This is a genomic window from Gilliamella sp. ESL0443, assembly GCF_019469165.1.
In the GTDB taxonomy this organism is placed as follows: domain Bacteria; phylum Pseudomonadota; class Gammaproteobacteria; order Enterobacterales; family Orbaceae; genus Gilliamella; species Gilliamella apicola_E.
Map to the genome: position 1 here is coordinate 2,002,557 of NZ_CP048263.1, position 23,058 is coordinate 2,025,614.

The 23,058-nt window shown below is 34.8% G+C and carries 16 protein-coding genes and 1 pseudogene; 2 read left to right on the top strand and 15 right to left on the bottom strand.

The window, feature by feature from the left end:
• Positions 1-8: 8 nt before the first annotated feature.
• The 12 genes from GYM76_RS09035 to gss all read right to left on the bottom strand — a co-directional run bounded on the left by GYM76_RS09035 (position 9) and on the right by gss (position 18,807).
• Positions 9-1,439 (bottom strand): VWA domain-containing protein, encoded by a 1,431-nt coding sequence (locus GYM76_RS09035; protein WP_220225270.1) that lies wholly within the window; start codon positions 1,437-1,439, stop codon positions 9-11.
• A 58-nt stretch (positions 1,440-1,497) separates the two neighbouring features.
• Entirely contained in the window at positions 1,498-1,983 is a 486-nt protein-coding gene (locus tag GYM76_RS09040; RefSeq protein WP_065562891.1) for a hypothetical protein, read from the bottom strand.
• A gap of 1 nt (position 1,984) precedes the next feature.
• Entirely contained in the window at positions 1,985-2,674 is a 690-nt protein-coding gene (locus GYM76_RS09045; protein ID WP_065562892.1) for a hypothetical protein, read from the bottom strand.
• Positions 2,674-4,119, bottom strand: coding sequence for an SUMF1/EgtB/PvdO family nonheme iron enzyme (locus GYM76_RS09050; RefSeq protein WP_370632632.1), 1,446 nt, complete (start codon positions 4,117-4,119; stop codon positions 2,674-2,676). The genes GYM76_RS09045 and GYM76_RS09050 overlap by 1 nt, the downstream gene beginning before the upstream one ends.
• Before the next feature lie 118 nt (positions 4,120-4,237).
• Positions 4,238-5,461 (bottom strand): ABC transporter permease, encoded by a 1,224-nt coding sequence (locus tag GYM76_RS09055; RefSeq protein WP_220225272.1) that lies wholly within the window; start codon positions 5,459-5,461, stop codon positions 4,238-4,240.
• 10 nt (positions 5,462-5,471) lie between these two features.
• A complete protein-coding gene (locus GYM76_RS09060; protein ID WP_220225273.1) occupies positions 5,472-6,185 on the bottom strand; it encodes an ABC transporter ATP-binding protein in 714 nt (237 codons plus the stop codon).
• A 3-nt stretch (positions 6,186-6,188) separates the two neighbouring features.
• Positions 6,189-8,153 (bottom strand): vWA domain-containing protein, encoded by a 1,965-nt coding sequence (locus GYM76_RS09065; protein ID WP_065734941.1) that lies wholly within the window; start codon positions 8,151-8,153, stop codon positions 6,189-6,191.
• Positions 8,154-8,165: 12 nt separating this feature from the next.
• Positions 8,166-9,221, bottom strand: coding sequence for a hypothetical protein (locus GYM76_RS09070; RefSeq protein ID WP_220225274.1), 1,056 nt, complete (start codon positions 9,219-9,221; stop codon positions 8,166-8,168).
• A 127-nt stretch (positions 9,222-9,348) separates the two neighbouring features.
• On the bottom strand, positions 9,349-12,021 hold the full coding sequence (locus tag GYM76_RS09075) for a putative virulence factor (protein WP_220225275.1): 2,673 nt from the start codon (positions 12,019-12,021) through the stop codon (positions 9,349-9,351).
• Complete coding sequence (locus GYM76_RS09080) at positions 12,018-15,044, bottom strand: virulence factor SrfB (protein WP_220225276.1); 3,027 nt, start codon at positions 15,042-15,044, stop codon at positions 12,018-12,020. Before GYM76_RS09080 ends, GYM76_RS09075 begins: the two co-directional genes overlap by 4 nt.
• 8 nt (positions 15,045-15,052) lie before the next feature.
• Positions 15,053-16,702: an SrfA family protein gene (locus GYM76_RS09085; RefSeq protein WP_220225277.1), complete on the bottom strand. Its 1,650-nt coding sequence runs from the start codon at positions 16,700-16,702 to the stop codon at positions 15,053-15,055.
• A 212-nt stretch (positions 16,703-16,914) separates the two neighbouring features.
• Positions 16,915-18,807 (bottom strand): bifunctional glutathionylspermidine amidase/synthase, encoded by a 1,893-nt coding sequence (gss, locus tag GYM76_RS09090; protein WP_220225278.1) that lies wholly within the window; start codon positions 18,805-18,807, stop codon positions 16,915-16,917.
• A 181-nt stretch (positions 18,808-18,988) separates the two neighbouring features.
• On the opposite strand from gss, the gene ybeD reads away from it, so the two are divergent.
• Together ybeD and GYM76_RS11140 are read left to right on the top strand one after the other, a co-directional pair.
• On the top strand, positions 18,989-19,255 hold the full coding sequence (ybeD, locus tag GYM76_RS09095) for a DUF493 family protein YbeD (protein ID WP_034883735.1): 267 nt from the start codon (positions 18,989-18,991) through the stop codon (positions 19,253-19,255).
• 67 nt (positions 19,256-19,322) lie between these two features.
• Positions 19,323-20,598, top strand: a pseudogene (locus tag GYM76_RS11140) (bifunctional O-acetylhomoserine aminocarboxypropyltransferase/cysteine synthase).
• 46 nt (positions 20,599-20,644) lie between these two features.
• On the opposite strand, the gene adk reads toward GYM76_RS11140, so the two are convergent.
• Genes adk through der form a run of 3 tightly spaced genes read right to left on the bottom strand, consistent with a single transcriptional unit; the run spans position 20,645 to position 23,044 of the window.
• Entirely contained in the window at positions 20,645-21,289 is a 645-nt protein-coding gene (gene adk / locus GYM76_RS09110) for an adenylate kinase (protein WP_220225281.1), read from the bottom strand.
• A gap of 33 nt (positions 21,290-21,322) precedes the next feature.
• A complete protein-coding gene (locus GYM76_RS09115; protein WP_220225282.1) occupies positions 21,323-21,574 on the bottom strand; it encodes a zinc-ribbon domain-containing protein in 252 nt (83 codons plus the stop codon).
• Between the two features lie 3 nt (positions 21,575-21,577).
• Positions 21,578-23,044, bottom strand: a complete 1,467-nt coding sequence (gene der / locus GYM76_RS09120) for a ribosome biogenesis GTPase Der (protein WP_220225283.1) — start codon at positions 23,042-23,044, stop codon at positions 21,578-21,580.
• Between the last annotated feature and the right edge of the window lie 14 nt (positions 23,045-23,058).

Consider the following 23,058-nt stretch of genomic DNA (forward strand, 5'->3'; position numbering starts at 1 on the left):
TCGGTATTTTATTCGCAAATAGGCTTACTAATATTCATGTTTGAAACTGCATTATTCATTTGATTAATAAGCTCTGTTGGACTTTTAGCTATATAAACATTTCCCCCCGTTCTTTTTGCAACACAATCTATTTTATGTTGCCCAGCTATATCAACAATATTTATTTTTAAACGTGGTTTTTCTGCTGCAATTTTAGTAGCAAGGGTACAAATATTAGCACGAGTACAATTATCCTCACCATCGCTGATAATTAAAATATAATCATCACGATTAACGCCATCAAGGAGTTTACTCGCCTGTTTAACACCACTGTATAATGGTGTTGCACTGTTATAGTCTAAAGGACGCAATCGTTTAATTTTATTTTTTAGTTTTTCTCTATTTTGATAAGAATAAAATGGTGTTGTTTGTGCTGCCGGACAGCTTGTTAATGTCACAAGTGAAATATCGATATTTTGTTGTATTTTATCAATACTTGTTACTGCAACTTCTTTGCTTTTTGATAAACGATTAGGTAAACGGGTCATCCGCTTTTCATAAGCTTCAGCTTCTTTCCGAGTCATTGAATAAAAATTAGCTTTTAAAAACTTATTAATACTTGCTTGTGACTCCATTAAGGTAATTGTCATGGAAGCTGAATTATCGAAAATCAAAACCATTTTAGGTGCGTCTTTATTATTGAGCACTTCTTCTTTAGGTACACAATCTTTTGCTTTTTCTACTGGTGCAGGTGCAGGTGCAGGTTCAGGAATAGGTTCAGGAACCGGTTCTGGTTTAACATCTTCTGGTACAGATTTTATTTCAGGCTCTTTTGGTGGTTCAACTATTGGAGTTGGTTCCGTTTTATGTTCTTCTACATTTTGAGCAATTATTTGCTCAGGTATTTTTTCTTTTCCATATGGACAGAAGAAGTACCAAAGTAAACCAAGCAATCCAATTAAAAATAAGGCAAGCAACAAGAAATACCACCACCGCCAAAATGATTTTGGTGGAACTACCGGTGGTGTTATAGGAGATTTAGGTAAAATAGGTTCTTCAAAAGTATTAACTATAACCGGATCATCGTTGATAACATAAATTGTATTACCCAAACTTTTAATTCTCGGCAACCAGGTTGTTATTAAAGTTTGTTCTTCGATTGTTAATGACATCGTTTTAATCGCTAATTCAATGTCATTAATCCGAGTATATAGCGTTTTTTCAATCTGCTTTTTATGTTCCTCGTTTTCAATATTACTAAGTAAGACAGGTTGACCTTCAAGATTACTATACCAACCAACATATTGATTATTATCAATTAACTTAGGAATACCTAAAATTGAAAACGTCCGCTCTGTTAAATTTCTTTTTAACAATGCTAACAAAGAATTATATTGTTCTAACAAAGACGCTTTATTAGGATCACCATTATCAAATATAATTCTTGTTATTCGCTGCATTGTTTCTTTATTTCCCTATGTTCAACAAATTTTTTAGTTAATCAATATCAAATCATTGTTAAATATTTAACGCTTTTTGTAATCTTTGAAGCTTTTTATTTAACTTATCTAACTCAACTTGTTTTTCAATGTCAGATGCATTTGAATTATTAACTTTATTCATCTGCTGTTCAATGTCTTTAACTTGAGCTTGAAGATCATTACGATTTTTAGCTTTTGCTTTGACCTCATTGGTTAACTGAGTTAACTCAGTTTTTAATTTTTGTAATTGAGCTTGTTTTTGTTTAACACTCAGTGATGTAGAGTTTTTCTGTCTCTCAATAGTTGCGTAAATTTCTCTAAACTGCGCATTAGCTCTTTTCTCGTTTTCTAATATTTGTTCTTTCTTATCAATACGAGCTTGATAATTACCAGAATAATTACAGCTAATTTTGTCCAAAATACCAATGTTTGTATTGGTTGGATCGCACTGTTCTGGCGTTGTTGAACAACCACTCAAAAAAACGAGCGAGCTTAGTAATAAAATAAGTGAAATCTTTTTCATATTAGCTTACCTTCACTGCTGAGCGTTGCTGAGTAACAAGGTTGACTTGCTTTTCAAGCACAGCAATTTGTTTATGTAATTGGTTAATTTGTTTATCAAGTTTTGAAACGTTTACGCCTGATCGTCGTTCTTGAGCAGAAATTGATATCCAATCTCTTTCAACTTTTTTCATACGAGATAATTTATCTGTTAAATAAGCAATGTTAGCATCAATTTGAGTTAAATCACGTTTAGCTTCGGTTTTATTCACTGTTTGTGACTTAATTTGATTATTTAATGTTTTAAGTGTTGCTAAATTTTTATCTAATACAGTTTTAGCTGTTTCTGTTACAGCTTGAACTTCATACGTATTTTGCTGAACATCTTGAATATAAACATCAAGTCGCATTTCGGCATCAGCGTATTCTGCACGTTTAGTATCAAGATAGTAATTTGCACCCATCATTACACCACAACCCACTGCAGCTGACGCAATACAAGTACCTGCTTTACCACCTAATAAAAAACATCCAACACCAGCTACACCTGCACCTACGGCGCAAGACTGCCATGCTGATTTACTAAAGAACTTAGCACTATTACTTTTAGTTAAGGTAGGATCTACACCTTTAGTTCTTGCCCCACCCGAATTCTGACAACCAGTTAAAACCATTGAGATACATAAGGTTATCGTTACTATTAGTTTATTCATTATTTTTTCCCTTTTATTTCATTACATGTTTGAAGCCAAGTGGAACGCTCGATCTTCCCTGATTCAATATATTGATTAATATGTTTGAAATAGAGTTTTAAATAATCACTCATATTAGCCTTACCACTATTTTCTAAAATAAATTGTGTGGGTTTAGATTGATTATTAATCGTGTCTATTTCATAATTTGTAGCAGTATTTACAATCGTATCAGAATAATATTTTAGTATAAAATCACGCGCCTTTTTAGATTCATCTAAGACATTTTTTAAATTATTTAATTTCACTTTCGAGCACATATTTTCATCATCTAAAGAATCTATTTCGTTTGGATCACAGATTTCTTCAGTCATTGTTTCATACAGATTATTATTATATTCAAATTTATCATTCAAATCTGATACATTAGCACAGAGAAAAGCACCTAATTGTAGTGCTGATTGAATCGAGCGATCTCTTTGTTCATCTCGCGCTTGATTAGCGCTGCGTAATAGGGCATTTAGTTGATTTAATTCCTTTTTAGTTTTTTCATCATCAACTTGTTTAGTGATTTTTTCAAGTTCATTGACAACATTCTCATTCTTCGAAATGCCAGCACCATTACCTAATTCGTTCCATTCTTGATCGAGCTGTTTTACCAGATCATTCGACTGAATAACTTCACTTGTATAAACTAAACGAAAACCAACATCTTTGCTTTTATATGCACTTTGAGCATCATAATAAGGTTTTTCCGTTCTAATAGCTGTTGTCATTGAGGATTCAGGGGTTAAATAACTGCCTCCTCGAACAATCATACCGCCTTGTTGTCCATGGTAACGATCAAGCTTATTCATACGGAATGAATCAAACATCATTTCACTTGCATTACCCAAAATATCATGGATATCAAGAGGGTTAGGTTCTAATCGCCCAATAAGCTGCAATTTACCATTTGCTGATTTAGCACCTGAGAACCAAGCATAATTTTCTAAGTTATTAGTCATAGGAAATCTTGATTCTCTAAATTCCGATTCCGTAACTTTAGACCCACCTCGTGCTGCATATTCCCATTCAGTATTACTGGGTAATCGAACATAACCTTTAGGTACATCAATTGATTTAACTGTAGATTGATTAAGTAACCATCGATTATATTTATCAGTAAAAGAAACGGCATCAAACCAACTAACTTCAGTAATTGGGAAAATAAGATTAGGTTTAGCGGTTGGACAAGTATCATTCATAACAGCTTGATATTGAAGTGCAGTAATTTCATATTTACCAATAAGAAAATACCTTTCCTTACCAGCATCGGAAAAACTACCAGATATATAATTAGGAGTCGCATACTCAGCAAAACCTAATTCTTTATTATTACTACCTAAAACAATTTTGACATCATCTAGTAGTTTACGTGTTGGTGTAAAAACTTTTTTCATCACCAAACTGCCTTCACATGGCATAGGTAAAATAACGTCATCATTTGAAGGTTTGGGATTATAAAATTTACTATCCCATGGTTCAGCATAACTTATACTCGAAATTAAACCTAATCCAATTGCCAAGAAAACTGGTCTAAAATTACGCTTCGCGTAGGCTTTCTGCTGGTTGAATACTAATAGCACCTCGTCCTCCTATCGCAACAACAACAAATGATATAAATAACGTTAATACAAATGCGATAATAAAATGATAAAATTGTAATTGACTTACAATTGGTTGTGAAACTAAATTTTTACCTAAGACCAGATTAAATGTACAATTCCCTAATAAAAAAAGTACACATGAAACAATAAAAGCTAAACAACTTAATGCCATCGCTTGAGTAAGCAAATAAAACATCACTTCCTTAGACTTAAATCCGATAAGTCTCATAAAAGCAATATCTTTACGCTTTCGCTCAATATTAGATAAAAATGAACCACTAAAGGATAATATACAACCAAAAATTGCGGTAATAGCAATCACGCTGAAAATAAAACTAAGTACCTTATCAATTGCTTGCATATTTTCAATTGCATTTGCTTGTGTTCGAGTTTCTATATTTTTTTCACGTAATTTCAATGATAAAGGCGCAACATTATCAAGAGAATTGGCATAAATTCGCGCTCTGGCAAATGAATCAGGATAAGTAGAATTAGCCAAACCGGTTCCGGTTGAAAAAATTTCACTTTGAAAACCATCGTAAAAATGTTCCATTTCAATTAAAAGGTCTAAACTTACAAAGCCGGCTGCACGTCCATAATAAGTTTCAGGCACAATGCCAATAACATCCAATTCCGTCATACCTTTTTCAATTTTGCCATCCAGTTGCCTTGTGATTACCATTTTTACTCGGCTTCCTATTTTTGCTTGCATTTTTTCAGCAGCTAGAGCGCTCAATAAAACTTGATTTTCTTGACTAATCAATGGCATATTTTGGGTTATCGGATCACCTTTTGCTGTTGGAAGAACTTCAACATTATTAACAAAATGTCCAGAATCTTTAAACATATCTGCTTGGGTATTCAATGAACGTGTAAGAGGAATAACAAATGCAGTTTCAGGTTGGTTTTTAATCCAATCAAACATTGAATGATCAAATTGTAAATTACCAACAATTTTTACTTCTAAATTTTGTGGATCATTAAGTAATTGATGGCGTAGCTGTGCAACAACACCATATTTTAAACTAAACAAAAGTAACAAGGGTGTAATAACTGATATTATTGAAGCAATAATACAAAATGATACTTTCTTGTCATACCATAAATCGGCCAATGATAATCGAGAAATAAACCGCCACTTTGATGTTACTTTATCCATATTTTACACCTTACTTTATAACGGACGGTAAAAATTCTGACGATTGCATAGATGTTAATTTTGCCGATAAAGTGAACAACCCTTTATTTTCAATACTTTGCCAATCATGTGTAACAATCATTGCAGCAATATTATCTTGTTGAGCTTGTTCTATTATTAAATCAAATAACAAATTTGCATTATAAGGATCAAGAGCAGAGGTTGGCTCGTCAGCTAATAATAACGCGGGTTTATGAATAATAGATCGAATAAAAGATGCCCGTTGCCTTTCACCTATAGATAGTTGTTTCGGATATTTATTCAATAAATGAGCAATATTAAGTTTATCAACCAAATAGTCAAATCGATTATAATCAACAGGTTTTCGCAATACTTTAGCTGATAACAAAATATTATTTTTAATATTTAAAAATGGAAGTAATCCACCAGTTTGTAACATAAAACCCAAATATTGCGCTCGGATATTGGCTAATTGATTAATATTATTCTGATGAATCACATTAGCAATGTCATAAGTTTCATTATCAACCATAAGATTATAACAATCGACTTCATCTGGCTTAAGAATTAAGCCTATCATCTCAAGTAAAGTACTTTTACCGCAACCACTATCACCTTTAATGACAACCACTTGCCCTGCTTTCACCGAAAGCTCAGGCAAACAAACCTTAAAAAAAGATTTACCGATCGGTCTAGAAATCACCAAATTATTTATAGTTAACATATTTTATGGCAACATTTCTAACGGAATCGGGTAAACGTTTTCTCTAGGGTCACTACCTTCAGATAGTGATATCCAACGATCAACATCAGCATTACATTTTTGGTAATAACGCACTTTACTATTTAGATTACGTATGAATTTTTCTTGTTCAATCCCACTCATACTTTTCCATGTCTCTTGATCAAGACTAGTTACATCACTTTTATACGGAATATTATCTAAATATTCACCTAATAGTCCTAAATCAGCAATTTTTGTGACTGAATCTGATTTTAATTTACTTGGATCTTGCCCCATCGCAGCAGCAACAGAACGTAATTGTGAGAACATATCATCGGCAGAAATTAACCCATCATTAGCAGCATTAGCGATTTTAGTTACAATATCGCTTAAATCACTTAATTGTGATTTAGTTAGTAAAATTCTAGGTTCTGCTGTTGGAATTGTCGGTTTAACAAAGTCTTTATCAGCTATCCAGGCTTTAAAAACTGACGGAGCCTTAGTGCCGTTAGTATCACCTAAATAAGCTAGCTGCATTGCTTTACCTAATAGTAAAGCATCTTTTAACATATTAGAGTCATTATCATCTTTGGCATTAAGGGCATTACCAACTGAAGACTCACCTTTATAGGCTAATTTAACTTGCTCTGATAATGCTTGAGCTAATGAATCTACTTTTTTACCAAACTCATTTACATCGCCAGCATTAACAGGATAATAAAGTGATTTATGAATAAAATCGTTATAGGTCAAATCAGAATATTGCTTTTCGGCCACTTGATGATCTTTTTCACCACTTGGCGTTTTTAAATGTAAAGCATAAATTGCAACACCTTTATGCTGTGCTTCAAGTCGTAATTGAGCAGCATCCATACCTGTACTTGAAAGCTTATCATCGCCAGGAATAGCGCTTGCATCAGTAATTAGAATCATATATCGAGCGCCAAAATTATTCCAATTAATATCATTTAACGCTTGTGCAACGCCCGCGTAAGAGTCCTCAGCAAAATAAGTTGTTGAGACCGTGGCTTGTTTAAGAGAGGCACTAAGTTTTTTGAATTCTTCCTTATTTTTTACTTGATTTGGATCTACAAATATCTTACTGACAAACTCCAATTTATCCGAAGCTTTTAAGCTTGAACGAAAGGATACCAATCCAAATTTAACCTGATCTTGTAACTGCTCTTTTTCAATACGCTGATAAACTCGTTCAACAGCCTCTTTTGTTCTCGATATATAAGGATCCATCGAAATCGTTGAGTCAATAACAAACACAATTGCAGCTTTAAATGGAGCAACTTGGTTAGTATTATCATCCGAAGATGAGGTAGATGGTTTATTATTACTTTTAACCACCGCTTGTTGTTTACTAACTGAAGCCACCTCTAAAATTCGTTCATAAAAACCTTGCCCATTCATTACCTCCTCACCTTGTAAAATCGGTAATAAATAAAAATTATTCTTGAAATCAACAAATTCCTTAGGTTCTTGAGCCAGAATCTGTGGTACGGCTTTATTCTCTTTTAGTGCGTCTCGAATGGGTTTTAATAACGTTTCAGGATTATCCGCATCAACAATTGAGGATAATGAGGCTTTATCTTTAAAAAATAACAGAGGGTCACGATCAACTGGATTTGTGAACACTAAAGTCAATTGCATATTCCACTCAACCGCACATGAATTATTAATCCAACCAACTGTATTGCCGTAAGAATCTGGACCAACATTCAACCATTCTTGATTATTCTCATTTTTACGTTCATAGACATAATAACGAGAAAACGCAGGTACTGATTGGCCTTTAGCATCATTAATATTTTTCTTCAATTCACACGTCGGAGTACTAAGAACTCGCTGATAAAGTGTTGTTTTACCTGCTTGCTTTAATGGTTCTAAAGCTGACGTAACTAAAGGTAAGCAAGTAAGACTAAATCCGATAATCAATATTGAAATTAATGTTTTTTTCATACCTGCACCTTATTATTTTTGCAATTCAGCTAGACGTTCTTTAGCTAAAACATTATTAGGATCATTATTCAATGATGTTTCATACCAATAAATTGCGGTACCTTTATCAATTTTAAAGCACTGATTATCTTGATAAAATTTTTCATCATATTCTTTAGCATAAAGTAAAGCAATTTTAGCATTCAGCAAAGACTGATTAGCATATAAACGCTGAGCGATATTACATTTATTGGCTTGTTTTGCTTGATTTATTATCTCAATTATTGCGTCCGTATCAGGTTTTGACTGTAAACACTGTTGAATAAAAGATAAATCATTACTGTTTGCATTTGTAACGTCACACTGACTATTCATTGTCGCAGTCAAAGGACTCTTATCTTTTGAAAAGAAGAAATACCATGCCGCTACACTTAGACCAGCTAAAACTAATAATGTGATAAAAATTAGGATAATTATTCCCTTTTTACTTTTTGATTTAACTTGTTGTGGAGTAGAAACTTCTTCTGGTGTAATCACAGGTTCAGGCTCTGGCTCAGGAGCTGCTTCTATTTCAACTTCAGGCTCGGCAATTACCTGATTTTCTTCTTCAGCAACAGGCAATTCAGTTTGAGGAATGTCAGATTCTGAAGGTGCTTTAGAATCTGATTCAGTAAAATTCGAAACAATATCATCAGGCTCAATTTTATCTTCTTCTATAGCATCAGATTGTTGAGTATTTAGAGCAGATGATGGAAATACTGTTTCACCAATATTAACAACACCACTATCGGTATAACTTTCATTTTGCTTATCACGGATCTGAATAAGAAATCTAACACGGTTTTCTTGAGACAATAATGAGTCAACTAACCACTCATCAACTTGGCCAGTTAATTGCTCATTATCTACCGACATATTAGTTAATGTATGCCAATTTTTTTCTGGTCCCCACTGATTAAGACCTGATAAATAATAACCATCCTGGTTACGTTGAATAAGCATATCAATATCAGCACTACCATTCCATTTTTGTGCCAAAAATTTAGCAATACCTGGCTTGTAGCCTTCTAATTCAATTTTTAATGCCATGATATCCTCTATCTCACAATTATAATGTTATCAATATGAATTGATAAATCTTTCATAATAGAAGGTAGTTTAAGCTACCTTATTTTATAATTATTAAATGATAACCATCTAATATAATCACAACATATTATTTTATTTGTGATTGTTTAAAGATAGTTAAAACCTCACCAAGTTGAGAGTTTTGTTCTTGGCTGATTTCACGTCCAGCATGATGACCAACATTTTCTTGAGCCAGTACAGCAAATGCAATAAACCAATCAAATATAGCAAACTGAGAATAATTTTTAGTCTTATCATCAAGCACTGGAAGTGGATGAGATAATTGACTTGAAAATTGGCTCAACGGTGAAGAAAATATAGGTTTACCTTCATTAACACGGCTTGTCGGTATTTCATTTGCTTGCCCTTGAATAAACCCAAGCCAAGCAATAAAGTCGGTCAAAAAGAGATGAATAGAGCTAATTTGTCGAGACTCAAGATCATCACGTTTACTTCCCATATTTTCGATATCTAAAATTTTCTGCGTTAAACTTGCTTCAAGTTTTAAACGGTTAGCGGCAGTTATTAATTCTTCAACAATAAAAGAGAGTGATTTTTGTTCAAGTCCAAAAAATTGTAATATATGTTTATCTAATACAATATTTCTTAAATGCTCCAACCATGCAGTAAATACGTTTTTCGCAAATTTTGATTCAGTAGGTAAACTCGCAACAGCTTTAGGTTTTAGAGGAGAGCTAGAATCGGGGAACAGCTCAAATTCAGTATTTAAACCAAAATCGTTTGAAGAATTATCGGTTATATCATCACCACCAGTACTGCTAACTTCATTATTTATATGGCTTGAATGATAAAGGGCTCGAATAGTTTGATCAGGCAATTCTAAAACTTTAAGTAGTTCGCCTAATAATAACGCTTTACCTTGCAGTTCTTTTACTACACCACTAATGACTTGCTTTTTCTTACCAAGCTCCTCATCACTACCCGATTGATACCAAGTATCAAAACGCATATTGATGATATAATCTATTTTTTCATTGAGTTGCTCAACAATTCGTTGTTGTTTAACTTCAGTAATAGCGACTTGTTCTAAATATTGACTAATTCGACCAATTCCACCATCATTTAGCTTCAACATCGCATCCCAAGCTTGGTCTGGATCGCTTACATACTCTTTAATATCTGGATTTTCAACAAATGTCTTTTTCAAAATTGACATTTCTTGTTGATAATTATCATTATAAGATAGTTCAAGATTTGCCTTGGCGTCGACATTTAAAAACGGTACATCAAATCCAGGTTTACGAACCAAAAAAACATTATTAAATTTACCATTATTTGACCAATTGGATAACCAATCATAGCTACCAAAACGTTCTAAAATAGTCTGTTGTAATAAGCCGCCTTTACCCCAAGTATTACTTAGATTATCTTCTGATTGATGTAATGATGCTCCAATTCTTTTATCAAACATGGTAATAGCCCATAGTAAGCCAGCTTTTTTAGTGGCTCTTTTCTCAGCAGTTTCACCTTGCGTTTTATCAATCCAACGTTCTAATACTGGACCAACATCATTAACATCTGACTGTTTATCTGATGGAGTACAAACAACCAAAACATTCATTTCTTGGCTATCAGTATATTTCTCAAATAGATAAGCAACTTTACCACGCAATAAAAGTTGAGCAATTGGATTACCTTCTTTAACATCAGAGATAGAAATTAAATTTAATCGACCTCGATATCCAGGAAAATCAAGTAAATCGACCTTCTCAAAAGTTGGTACTCGAGTTTGATTTACTAAGGGGAAGATTAATTCTGCGGTTAAAAAAGCTAATTGAGCTAATGATATCGAAGTTGGTATTCCATTAAGTGGTGTAACGGATACAGATGAATCTTTCTCCGTATTTAACCTTTCAAGCATATCAACATTCATTATGCTATCAATCTGTGACTTTTTACCATCATGCTCCTTCACCAATACTGAAAGAGGTGCATAAATAGTATTAGCATGGTTTAAACTTGACAAGGTCGTAGCTAACTGCACATAAATTGCAGTGAGTTCACTTATGCCTCCCCACAACACAGAGAATAAAGCACCTCTGTCTACAGTCGAAAGATAAGGTAGTAAAGACACAGCTTTCTCCCAATACCCTCCTTTTAAACCTTCAAGTGAATTACCAAAGTTTTCAGATAAATAATCATAGAGATCAACAATATCATCTTCAGTTATACCACCCGTATAATCAGATTGTTTTTTATTTTCAGATTGTTGAATAAGTTGATTTAACTCTGAAAATTCAATCTTATTCACAACTTTCTGTTGATCAAAATCTTTAAAATATGCATTAATTAAAATTTTAACAATTTCGATTTCTTGAAAAAGTTTAAGCTCTAGCGGATAGTTGGCAATGCCACCTTTAGCGGTACGGCTAAATCGTGTAACAAGTCCCGTTGCCTCTTTACCACCGCCAACAGGATTGACATGATCAATAAAATCTAAAATTTCATTATCGACAACGGTTTCAAGCTTACCATTCTCACCCGCTGCTAACGCTGAAATGAGATAAGATTTACCTGCTTGCGACAATCCAAAAAAGCCCACTGCAACAGACTTGGTTGACACATCACCCAATCGTTTTGCGCTATTACGCAAACGACGTAGATCTAGAATTAAATTATCAGCCTCATTGTTCAAACGCTTTGATGAATCTCGGGTTTGACTCACCCACTCTATTGCCTGTTCTGATGCTTGATAAACCTGTTCCCAAGATTTAGGGAGTTGTTCATTTAAATTTTTCATCGTTTTATCATTCCACTATCAAGCCAATATTGTGTGCTAATTAAACCTGAATTTACCATTGTGTTTAAATTAAGTTTGATATCCTTGGTTTTATTACAAGCACGTCCATCTGAAGCTTTGACATCTTTAATATAAAAATTCTCAACAGTTTTTTGTCGATTTTTAATGCCTAAAGTTACCTCTAAAACCACCCCCTCAGCACTCAACCGTTTAGCCACATCACTATTTTCAATAGTCAAAATATAAATTGGTGATGCAGGCCAACGATCGATTTCAAGCTGTTTAAAACCAAGCCTTGTTGTGCCTCTAATTTCGAAAGAATGGTCAGGAAAATCATAATCAGGATCATCTAAATCAATATCTTGATAATAAATATTTTCTTTCTTTATCATGTTTAGATTATCTAACAAACCAATGTATTTGACTGTTGAATATAAATCCATATTCGATGATCTAAAATAGAAATTCGGTAATCTTAAGTTTTTACTTAGAAAACATAACATAGCGCCAACAGCAGCCGTTGTTTTTGGATCATCAATACGTTCTTGTTTATGGAATGGATACCATCCACCTGTATAATAACCATGTAATGGTAATATACGTCCTACTGGCATTGATAATCGTGAACGGAAATAACTTTGTACACCAGGCAGCCGCGAAGGACGGCCAGTTAATAACAATACATCACATTGATAACAGCTAATAATCTCAGATAACGCATCAAACGTTTTACAAATATTGTAATAATCACCACGAATAAATAAGTGATGAATACGTTTAAGGTCAATTTCCACATTTAGATCAAGCACAGAAAATTCAGGATTATTTAATGCTCGACTAATCGGTTCATTAATAAAATTCAGAACATGATCGGTCATCGCATTATTTTGCAGTAATTCACTAAATGTCATGTTATAAACATGCTGCTCAGCATGTAATGGATCATAAAGCTCATAAAGCTTTAATACATGCAAGCCTACTGGCGTAAACAGTTGTAAAGTTAATTGTTGGCGCAGTACTGCATCTTGTATTGATACCTGCTGAGAACCAATAATAGTAGATAAAATCGGATTAGGATCTGCAAGCCCAGCTTGTTTTAGGCCATTGTTTAGCGAAGATAAAACGGTATCTTGAATAATATCAAGTAAAATATCATCACCAGCGACTTTAAATCCATCACGAAAACGTTGTGTCGGAACAATGTAAGCATTACTGCCACTAAGCTGTTTATTAGCACCATAATCAAGTTCATAATCATTTATAACTAAATCAGTTGTGCCACCACCAATATCAACGGTCGCAATCGTTAATTTTTGTTTATTGGTTTTATCTGGTCTGACCATTGAAGCTATAAATTCTTCTGATCGACCATTATAATTGTTTTGGGTTTCATTAAAGAGATAGACCACTTGACCACAGGTCGCTTCATCCCATTGAATGTAAATTTCAGGGATATTTGGCCATATACTTTTTAATTGTTCAGGATCACTAAAATTTATATCATCGTCAGAACTATCCCAACCTAAACTTTTCCATACCAAACCGATAGCTTGATAAACACAGCTTTTGAAGATAGCTTGTTCTGGTTTTGGCATCGCTGGGGGAATAGTAAGAATAATTGAACGTAAATTACGAGGCGTTCTAGCGTGTTCAAGCTTATTACGCTGAGCAACACTATTTATTTGCATTAAAGCATGCATTAATACTTCACATAGCATAAATGTCATTAGTGAGCTACGTGAATATTTTGGATGAAACACAGGCATTTTACGATCAAATTCTTCCTCAATTTCATTACTGAGGACATGCAGTGCTTCACCATATTCATTAATTAAGCTAGAGAACGGCTCTGCCGTTGCAAAGGGTTCATGATCGCTCTTCACATAATGAGAATTGAATCGCCAACCTTGCTCATACTTCTCCTGATCCCACAAATAACGTTTTGGACTTGAAAGCCCAGTTGCACCTTCGTTCCCTTCACGACGACTAGCTAAACGACTGGCTTCTTTTCCAACTCGTACAATACTAGGCCAGCGGAAAGTATCACGTCGTCCACTTTGTAAAGAAAAGTGCTCTTTACCAAAAAAGGTTTGTGCAAATTCTACTCGGCTCTCAAACGGTTCATTATAGATATGTTCAGGTTGAGTTAAATCCCGAATTTCAAGCTCATAGCGACGATTTAAGCTATCTTTATCTTGAACGTGATCTTCAATTAGTATTCCACATGTTCTAGAATTACCAACATCTAAAATCATATCAACAGGAATTGATTTAACCACATCATCTCGATTATTTGAGACAATTTTGATTTTTGGTAACTGTAATGAATCAGCAAGCAAATTAAGAATATTTAAATAATGACCATAGTAAGCTTTATTATTTATTTCTAACTCAATATCATCTTTATGAATTTTTAGTCGCTCTGGTTGGGGCGCTAACTCTTGAAATAGATCAATTAACCAACTGGTGATCCACTTTTGCTCTAAGTACCAAGCAACTTGATCTGAACGATGAGCTAAACTAAAAACAGCTCCTGTTTTGACATCATTTTCAGTCGGCGCTAAATAAGCAACGTCCTGCATATTGCTGAAAATTTTTGTATCAAAGGCGAATGTAATGCGGTGTGTATTGCCATCGGAATCTTCACCTTCTGGAATACTAACAATTCGAACTCGACTCCAGTTATGCGGGCCTTTATCAAAACGCTCTGGTGGCATTGATCTTAAAACTGGCACCGGCAACCAAATGCCATCAAACAGTTTTAATGATTGGTCAACACTTATCTCTTGAGTTGGCGTAACAGCAAAAGAGAGATTATCCGGCGCAAAAAATTTACCACTATCGATATCTTCAATTAATCTAACTAGTGCTCCGCTTTCTGATGGATCAATAAAACAGCCATTAACTTTACTTCGCCATTTATTATCTTTCCAATCTATTTTTAATGCAAAATCAAGAAACTGAATTCCACTATTCATGATAAGTGTGACTTCTTGACCATAATTGCGTATTTCTGGAAGCATATACAAACCTATTGTTTTTTCATCGTAATTGGGAATGAAGTCCCGTTATCATAAACGCCCTGACAATCAGCTTGATTATTTTTGCCAGGTTTACACTGAATATTTGGTAATTTATATTTAGTATTATCACTACAAGTAGCTTCGGTATTACCCACAATATTTAAATTCGCGTTTTGAATACCACTACCGACCTTACCAACACATTTGACGCCATCACTACGAGTAAGCGTCACTTCACCATTGCCTTGATTAAAATTATAACTTAATTGTAATGGTTTACCGGTTGCTTTATCTTGAATACCGGCTCCAACTGACCATTGACCATTTAAAAAGTTTGTTGATCCTTGCTTTAATGCATCAGTAGGTAAAGCTAAATTTTGGGATTGATTAGCATTGGTATCTGGTGAATTACCTTGATTAGAATTGTTAGACTCAGGATTATTAACGACATCTGGTGGCGCCGTTTGAGCATTTTTATCGTCATTATTCTGACCATTTTGATTATCTTTATTATCATTAGGCGAATTAGGATTATTAGGGGTATTATCATCTTCACTCCCTTTATTTCCTTGATCACCTTGATCACCGTTATTTCCTTTATCATCAGGATTATTTGCATCAGGAGGCGTAGGTTGAAGTGGATCTGTAACACCATTTGCAATATTTTCTACTGTTTCGTTTGGAGCAGCAGGCGGTACGGCTGAATTATCAACAGCAGCAGAATCGGTAGAAACAACATTCACTGCATTAGGATCTACAGCAACAGTCCGATTTGATACGACACCATTAACCACACCAACAGGCCTGTTATCTATGATAACTTCTTTAGGTTTTCCCTCAGGATCCTGTTTATTATCCTCTGGTTTTTTGAGTTCTTCTGGTTTTTCTTCTTTCTTTTCATTGTTAACAACAGAAGAATTAACTTTATTATCTATCGAGACATTTGGATCTAAAGTTATACTTGGTTTTAACCAATAACCATTTAACCACAGCAACGCTAACAATAGTAATAAAAGGAGTAATAATCCCAATAACCAAACCCACCAACGCTTCCACCAAGGCTTTTTAACAACAACAGGTATTTTTTGAGAAGGTGCGGGTGCTGTACTTCTAAAGGCCTCTAAACAATAAAATGGCGAAGTCGCTTGTGGTGTTTGCGGATTAACAAAGCCCCAAAAAGTAATAACGGGTTTGCCATTAACAATATAAACAAACTGATTGCTAGGAAAGCGTATCGCCATCAAATTAGGTTCAAGGCTATCTGCGCTTTGTTTAGGATCATAGATAAGCCGACTAAAAAGCAGTTGGTCACCTTCTAAATTGGGGTTTCTGGATAATTTTTGACCTAATTCGATAACTTTGTTTTCAAAATCTTTAAGCAAAACTAGGGCAGATTCTTTTTCTGATTCACTAGCCGATGTCCAAGGAACAATATCATATTCCCCATCAGGTGAGTCTGAATCGAAAGGGATATACCAATCAACAATATTACCCTGATCATTACGTTGTGGGATAGCTAAACAATCTGAGTATTGACGCCCTAATTTGACTCGGAACATTTCGCGAATTTGAGAAGCAACAAGATAAGCCGCTTTCCCATCATGCCCGAGCATCTTGAAATCTTTTATATCACCACTTCGGAGTAATGTGTTTGCCATATATTTCCTGATATTCCTTTAAATTACTTATATTTTTTGTAATTATTATTTAATTAAATCAATTCTATCAGAAATAGCAAGTTGTTGTCATTGTTAACCCAAAAGATAATATGATTTTTTTGTCATATTTAATTCTTTATAATGATTTAAGCTATAAATATTCAACTAATTAATGACTAAATTGTTAAATTAGACCTCAAAAACCCCGTTCCTCAACTTTTTTTTGATTTCTGTTTTAAAAATTCTTCATCCGTTAACACTCGTAGTGGTTGCATATCACTTTCTCCTCTTATAACCAAAGAAGGATCAGAACGTAAACACGCACCTCCATAATGACCACCAACGGTGAAAGTACAAACTTGCAAATAACGATCATCAACTTTTGGCAAACACCATAATTCTTGATAAATATTTTCCTGTTTTGCAAATCGTCCAACAGTTTTATCCAACACTTGTTCATGACTACCAACTAACTCAATATCACTACCTCTTCGCCCGGCAATAGGCTTAATTGCGTAGCCTTTTTTGATTAAGTTGTCATTAAGTTCAAATGTAGATTCAAGCAAATAACGATGATTCGGAAATAGAGACCATAATACAGGTAAAATAGCTTTATTACTTGGGATTACAGTCCATAAAGGCTCAAAAACAGATACCTCAGGCCGCAGCAATACATCAATTAATCTAACCGCATTTTCAGGATGCCATGTTCGAATCGGCAATCCTGCTACTTGTGCTTCACTTTCTTGGCGTAATTGTTCAAGTACAGTTTCCCATGCCCACGTTTTCCAGACACAGGTAACTTGACGATCTTCATCATCAACTAAGCGTCCGCGTTTATCCCATCTTAACCCGGTTAGTCCTCGTAAAATTTTACTTTTAAATCCAGCTTGAGTCAGGGCCTTTTGCATAAATAGTGCATGATAATTTTCCTCATTGTCATTATCTTGCATAATGTGTACAAATGCTTTTGCGTCGCTATGCTTCCAACAACTAGCTAAAGCATTGAGTAATCCTGCACTCGGGTTTACCCCAACATTTAATTCGGCTTGGATTGCCCAATTTTCCAATATTTTTCCAGCTTCGGTATGACATGATGCAGAATCAGCATTGTATTCATAAACTTTAAAGCCTCTCTCATCCATACAAAAATCTAATCGACCAGTGATCATTTGATAACGCCGTTGCTGCCAAGATAACCGAAGTCTAGGCCAAAGAATTTCAGGAATATTGAAATTGCATAATAAATTATCATCTTTTAATACTTTATCTGTAGCATGTAAATACATTAAATGAAGTTCATTTGTGGCACGAATAAGTTCCTGTTCTGCACTTTCAGAAATAGTGAAATAGCGATATTGATCATCATGACTAATAGCATGGCCAGTTGCTGACACATAAGCGCTTTCTAACGGATCGTTTTCGTTTAGCCATTTGCCATCAAATTGACCATGATTTTCAATGTGTACGCTGTGGATATCAAGTAAGTGCTTATTAACTTCAGGTTGTGGTAGGCTATAAAGTGTATTATCTGTTTGAATCATCCAACCTAAAATTTTGGTATCATCAAAAGTATCATGTAAATAAAAACCATCATCAGATACGGTCATCTCCAACTCACGCGTCCATTGCTGACCAATAGGAAGTCGGGTATGGATAACATTTTGTTCCGCAATTCGAATTTTATTATCAAAAACTTCAGTAACAATAGCAACATGGCCTGTTCTATCAAATATACCGCCATCATCCCATATTAATAATGCTCCTGCTTCTGGCATTTTTTTACTGCCGTTAGCAAATGCTTGTAATGGTAAAATTGCTTCATTGATAACCTGGCGAAGAAACCTTAACGAGAAAATTTCATGTGCCATGCCAACATCAGTAAAAACAATACCATAATTTAAAAATAAAAATCTTCTGGCAAATTCAACACATTGCCACTTGTACCCCATATACTCATGACCAGAATAGCTTCGAAATGAAGCATCATTAGGAAATTGTTCAGGATCTAATGTTTCATAATCAGATGAATAAATTGCGACACCACCTGGTGCATAACCAAGTAATGTACCAAAAGGTTCTTTATTAGCGGATTGGGATGACATGTTATTTTAGCCTTTTAGAATAATAGTAAGGTAGGTTTTACTAAGCTATGTTAGAATTTGCTTATCATAGATCAAATTATAAGCTTTAAAAAGTGATGTTTATGGCTTGAAGAATAATAAATTGACTATATATATTAGCAAAAGTTAGTAGTTATATTGATAAAACGAGAAAAAGACTATTATGCAACAAACAAAATTAAATGAATTATTAGATTTCCCTTGTTCTTTCACTTATAAAGTAATGGGTGAAGCAAAACCTGAATTAGTTGATAAAGTGGTGTCAGTTATTCAGCGCCATGCGCCTGGAGATTATACACCGTCGATTAAACCAAGTAGTAAAGGTAATTATCATTCTGTTTCAATTACGATTAATGCAACACATATTGATCAGGTGGAAAGTTTATACAAAGAATTAGGTGAAATAGATATAGTGAGAATGGTTTTATAATTCTTTACTTTTTGGTAATTTTTTGCACAAAATAAGAGTCTTATAGTTGTAAATATGAGGCTCTTATATGAAACCAGAAACAATTGTTTTGCACGCAGGCTATACTCCTGAACCAACCACTCACTCCGTCGCTGTTCCCATATATCAAACGACATCTTATGCTTTTGATGACACACAACATGGTGCCGATTTATTCGATTTAAAAGTCGCGGGGAATATTTATACTCGAATAACAAATCCAACAAATGCAGTACTTGAAGCACGTGTTGCTGCTCTTGAAGGTGGTATAGGCGCTCTTGCGGTAGCATCTGGTATGGCGGCGATTACTTACGCAATACAAGCCATCACATTTGCCGGAGAAAATATTGTTTCAGTGTCTAAACTTTATGGTGGCACATATAATTTACTTGCTCATACATTGCCTAATTTTGGTATTACAACTAAATTTGCACCACACAATGACCTAAACGCTATCGAAAACCAAATTGATGACAAAACTAAAGCCATATACTGTGAAAGTATAGGTAATCCGGCTGGTAACCTTGTTGATTTGACTGCACTTGCTGATATTGCCCATCGGCATGGTATACCATTAATTGTTGATAATACAGTTGCCAGCCCTGCCCTGCCGACCATTTGAATTTGGCGCTGATATAGTTGTACATTCATTAACTAAATATATCGGTGGGCATGGCAATAGTTTAGGTGGAATGATAGTTGATTCTGGTAAATTTCGTTGGAAAGATCATGCCGATAAGTATCCTATGTTAAACCAACCAGACCCTTCTTATCATGGCGTTTCTTATACTGAAAGCTTTGGTGATGCAGCTTATATTGCACGTTGTCGAGTAATACCTCTTAGAAATATGGGAGCAGCTTTATCGCCATTTAATACGTTCTTATTATTGCAAGGCCTTGAAACACTCTCTTTACGTATTGAACGTCACTGCCAAAATACACTTAAAGTTGCCAAGTATTTGGCTTCACACCCTCAAGTTGAGTGGGTCAATTATGCAGGGCTTATTGATCATCCAGAACATCATCTAGCCGTAAAACAAATGGATAATGGATTACCTGCCGGGATTTTGTCTTTTGGTATTAAGGGGGGAAAACAAGCTGGTGCAAAATTTATTGATGCCTTAAAATTGATTATTCGTTTAGTCAATATTGGCGATACGCGTTCATTAGCTTGTCACCCAGCATCAACTACGCATCGGCAACTCAATGATGACGAATTGCAAAAAGCAGGAGTTAACCAAGAAATGATTCGTTTATCAATTGGTATTGAACATATTGATGATATTATTGAAGATTTAGAGCAAGCACTTAACTCTGCTAAATAATAAATTTGATAATATGAGGGATGAGTATCATCCCTCATTTTAAAAATTAACCTAAAATTTTAGTTAATTCATTAGTCACAGCTGAAACAGCTTGTGTTCCATCAATGCGATAATACTTAGTTCGCCCTTCTTTCGCTTCATGTTGATAATAGTTAACTAAAGGTTTAGTTAAATCATGATATTCAACAAGACGTTTACGAACAATCTCTTCATTATCATCTTTACGGATAGTCAATGGTTCACCCGTTACGTCATCAATATTTTCCACTTTCGGCGGATTATGACGAATATGATATACACGTCCTGAACCAGCATGAATACGGCGACCACTCATACGATCAATAATAACTTCATCAGGTACATCAAATTCAAGCACATAATCTACATTAATTCCGGCTTCTTTCATTGCATCCGCTTGTGGAACTGTGCGAGGAAAACCATCTAATAAAAAGCCTTTTTCACAGTCGCTTTGTGCAATACGCTCTTTAACTAAAGCAATAACTAACTCATCAGTAACAAGCTTACCATGATCCATAAGCTCTTTTGCTTGTAGACCTAGCGGGCTACCTGCTTTTACCGCTGCACGCAACATATCACCCGTTGAAATTTGGGGAATGCCATATTTTTGCATAATAAATTGAGCTTGAGTTCCTTTTCCTGCCCCTGGTGCGCCTAACAAAATAATTCGCATAAAATAACCTCTTATGGCTTTAAATATAAATTTCTATTCTGGTAAATAATGAAATATCACTTTACTGCTGGAGATTAAGCCATCAGTGTGACAAATGTAGTTTATAGCACCACAACCTTTAACTATTTGAGCACTTTGCTGACAAATTGGACAGATATACTGTTCTAGATAATGTTGCTTGCAATAAGGACAGTCATAATGTTGTGGCGACACAATGTCCATTTTATTATGGCATTTCGGACAAATACCTTCTTGCCCCTCATCAATACTCTTTTTTGTTGTCATACGTTATTTACGCCCTCGTACATGTTTCATTAAACGACGACGTTTACGTTGTTGGGAAGCCGTCAAACTATTTTTTCGACCTTCAAATGGATTTGCGCCTTCTTTAAATTGAATTCGTATTGGTGATCCCATAATTTTTAATGAGCGCCTAAAATAATTCATTAAATAGCGTTTATAAGAATCAGGTAAATCTTCAACCTGATTACCATGAATAACAACAATTGGTGGGTTGTATCCACCTGCATGAGCATATTTTAATTTTACTCGACGCCCTTTCACTAATGGTGGCTGATGGTCATCTTGCGCCATTTGCATGATTTTGGTTAATAATGCAGTATTAACACGACGTGTTGCACAATCATATGCTTCTTGAATCGAGTCAAATAAGTTACCTACACCACTGCCATGAAGTGCAGATATAAAATGTAAACGAGCAAAATCGATAAAATCCAGCCGATCATCTAACGTCGTTTTTACTTGCTCTTTGATATCTTGTGATAAACCATCCCACTTATTGACTGCAATAACAAGTGAGCGCCCACTATTAATAATGAAACCAAGCAAGGACAAATCTTGATCAGATATGCCTTCTCGGGCATCTATTACTAAAATAACAACATTAGCATCTTCTATCGCTTGCAGGGTTTTAATAACAGAGAATTTTTCAACGGTTTCTGTTACTTTACCTCGTTTACGAACTCCCGCTGTATCTATCAAGATATATTCACGATCATCACGCGTCATGGGGATATAAATACTATCGCGTGTTGTGCCAGGCATATCATAAACAACAACCCGCTCCTCACCTAAAATTCGATTAGTGAGTGTTGACTTACCTACATTTGGTCTTCCAACAATAGCAACTTTAATTGGCTGGTTGATGAGTGAGTCAGCTTCATCTTCAATATCATCATAAGATTCCGGAAGCTCTTCATCTTCTGAATCATTTGATAAGATTTCATGCTGCTCATCTTCAAAATGGAAAATAGGATCGAGTACAGTTTCAATTAAAACATTTACACCACGTCCATGACTTGCCGCAATTGGATGAATGTCCCCTAATCCTAAACTATAGAAATCAGATATTGCGCTATCTGCATCAATACCATCAATTTTATTAGCAACTAAAAATGTTGCTTTTTCACGAGCTCGAAGATGCTTAGCAATTGCATGATCAGCAGGCATCGCACCAGCTCTTGCATCAACTAAAAAAAGGACAATGTCTGCTTCTTCAATTGCTTGTAGGGATTGTTCTGCCATAAAGCTTTCAACCCCATCTTCAGTGCCATCAATACCACCAGTATCAATGACGATATATTCATGCCCTTTGATTTCTGCTCGTCCGTATTTACGGTCACGAGTTAATCCCGGAAAATCAGCGACTAAGGCGTCTCGAGTTCGAGTTAATCGATTGAATAAAGTCGACTTTCCTACATTCGGACGACCAACTAGTGCGACAACAGGTACCATATTTATTCTCTAAT

Coding starts and splice junctions, on each gene's coding strand:
- GYM76_RS09035 (WP_220225270.1), bottom strand. CDS start 1,439: ATGCAGCGAATAACAAGAATTATATTTGATAATGGTGATCCTAATAAA.
- GYM76_RS09040 (WP_065562891.1), bottom strand. CDS start 1,983: ATGAAAAAGATTTCACTTATTTTATTACTAAGCTCGCTCGTTTTTTTG.
- GYM76_RS09045 (WP_065562892.1), bottom strand. CDS start 2,674: ATGAATAAACTAATAGTAACGATAACCTTATGTATCTCAATGGTTTTA.
- GYM76_RS09050 (WP_370632632.1), bottom strand. CDS start 4,119: ATGCCATGTGAAGGCAGTTTGGTGATGAAAAAAGTTTTTACACCAACA.
- GYM76_RS09055 (WP_220225272.1), bottom strand. CDS start 5,461: ATGGATAAAGTAACATCAAAGTGGCGGTTTATTTCTCGATTATCATTG.
- GYM76_RS09060 (WP_220225273.1), bottom strand. CDS start 6,185: ATGTTAACTATAAATAATTTGGTGATTTCTAGACCGATCGGTAAATCT.
- GYM76_RS09065 (WP_065734941.1), bottom strand. CDS start 8,153: ATGAAAAAAACATTAATTTCAATATTGATTATCGGATTTAGTCTTACT.
- GYM76_RS09070 (WP_220225274.1), bottom strand. CDS start 9,221: ATGGCATTAAAAATTGAATTAGAAGGCTACAAGCCAGGTATTGCTAAA.
- GYM76_RS09075 (WP_220225275.1), bottom strand. CDS start 12,021: ATGAAAAATTTAAATGAACAACTCCCTAAATCTTGGGAACAGGTTTAT.
- GYM76_RS09080 (WP_220225276.1), bottom strand. CDS start 15,044: ATGCTTCCAGAAATACGCAATTATGGTCAAGAAGTCACACTTATCATG.
- GYM76_RS09085 (WP_220225277.1), bottom strand. CDS start 16,702: ATGGCAAACACATTACTCCGAAGTGGTGATATAAAAGATTTCAAGATG.
- gss (WP_220225278.1), bottom strand. CDS start 18,807: ATGTCATCCCAATCCGCTAATAAAGAACCTTTTGGTACATTACTTGGT.
- ybeD (WP_034883735.1), top strand. CDS start 18,989: ATGCAACAAACAAAATTAAATGAATTATTAGATTTCCCTTGTTCTTTC.
- adk (WP_220225281.1), bottom strand. CDS start 21,289: ATGCGAATTATTTTGTTAGGCGCACCAGGGGCAGGAAAAGGAACTCAA.
- GYM76_RS09115 (WP_220225282.1), bottom strand. CDS start 21,574: ATGACAACAAAAAAGAGTATTGATGAGGGGCAAGAAGGTATTTGTCCG.
- der (WP_220225283.1), bottom strand. CDS start 23,044: ATGGTACCTGTTGTCGCACTAGTTGGTCGTCCGAATGTAGGAAAGTCG.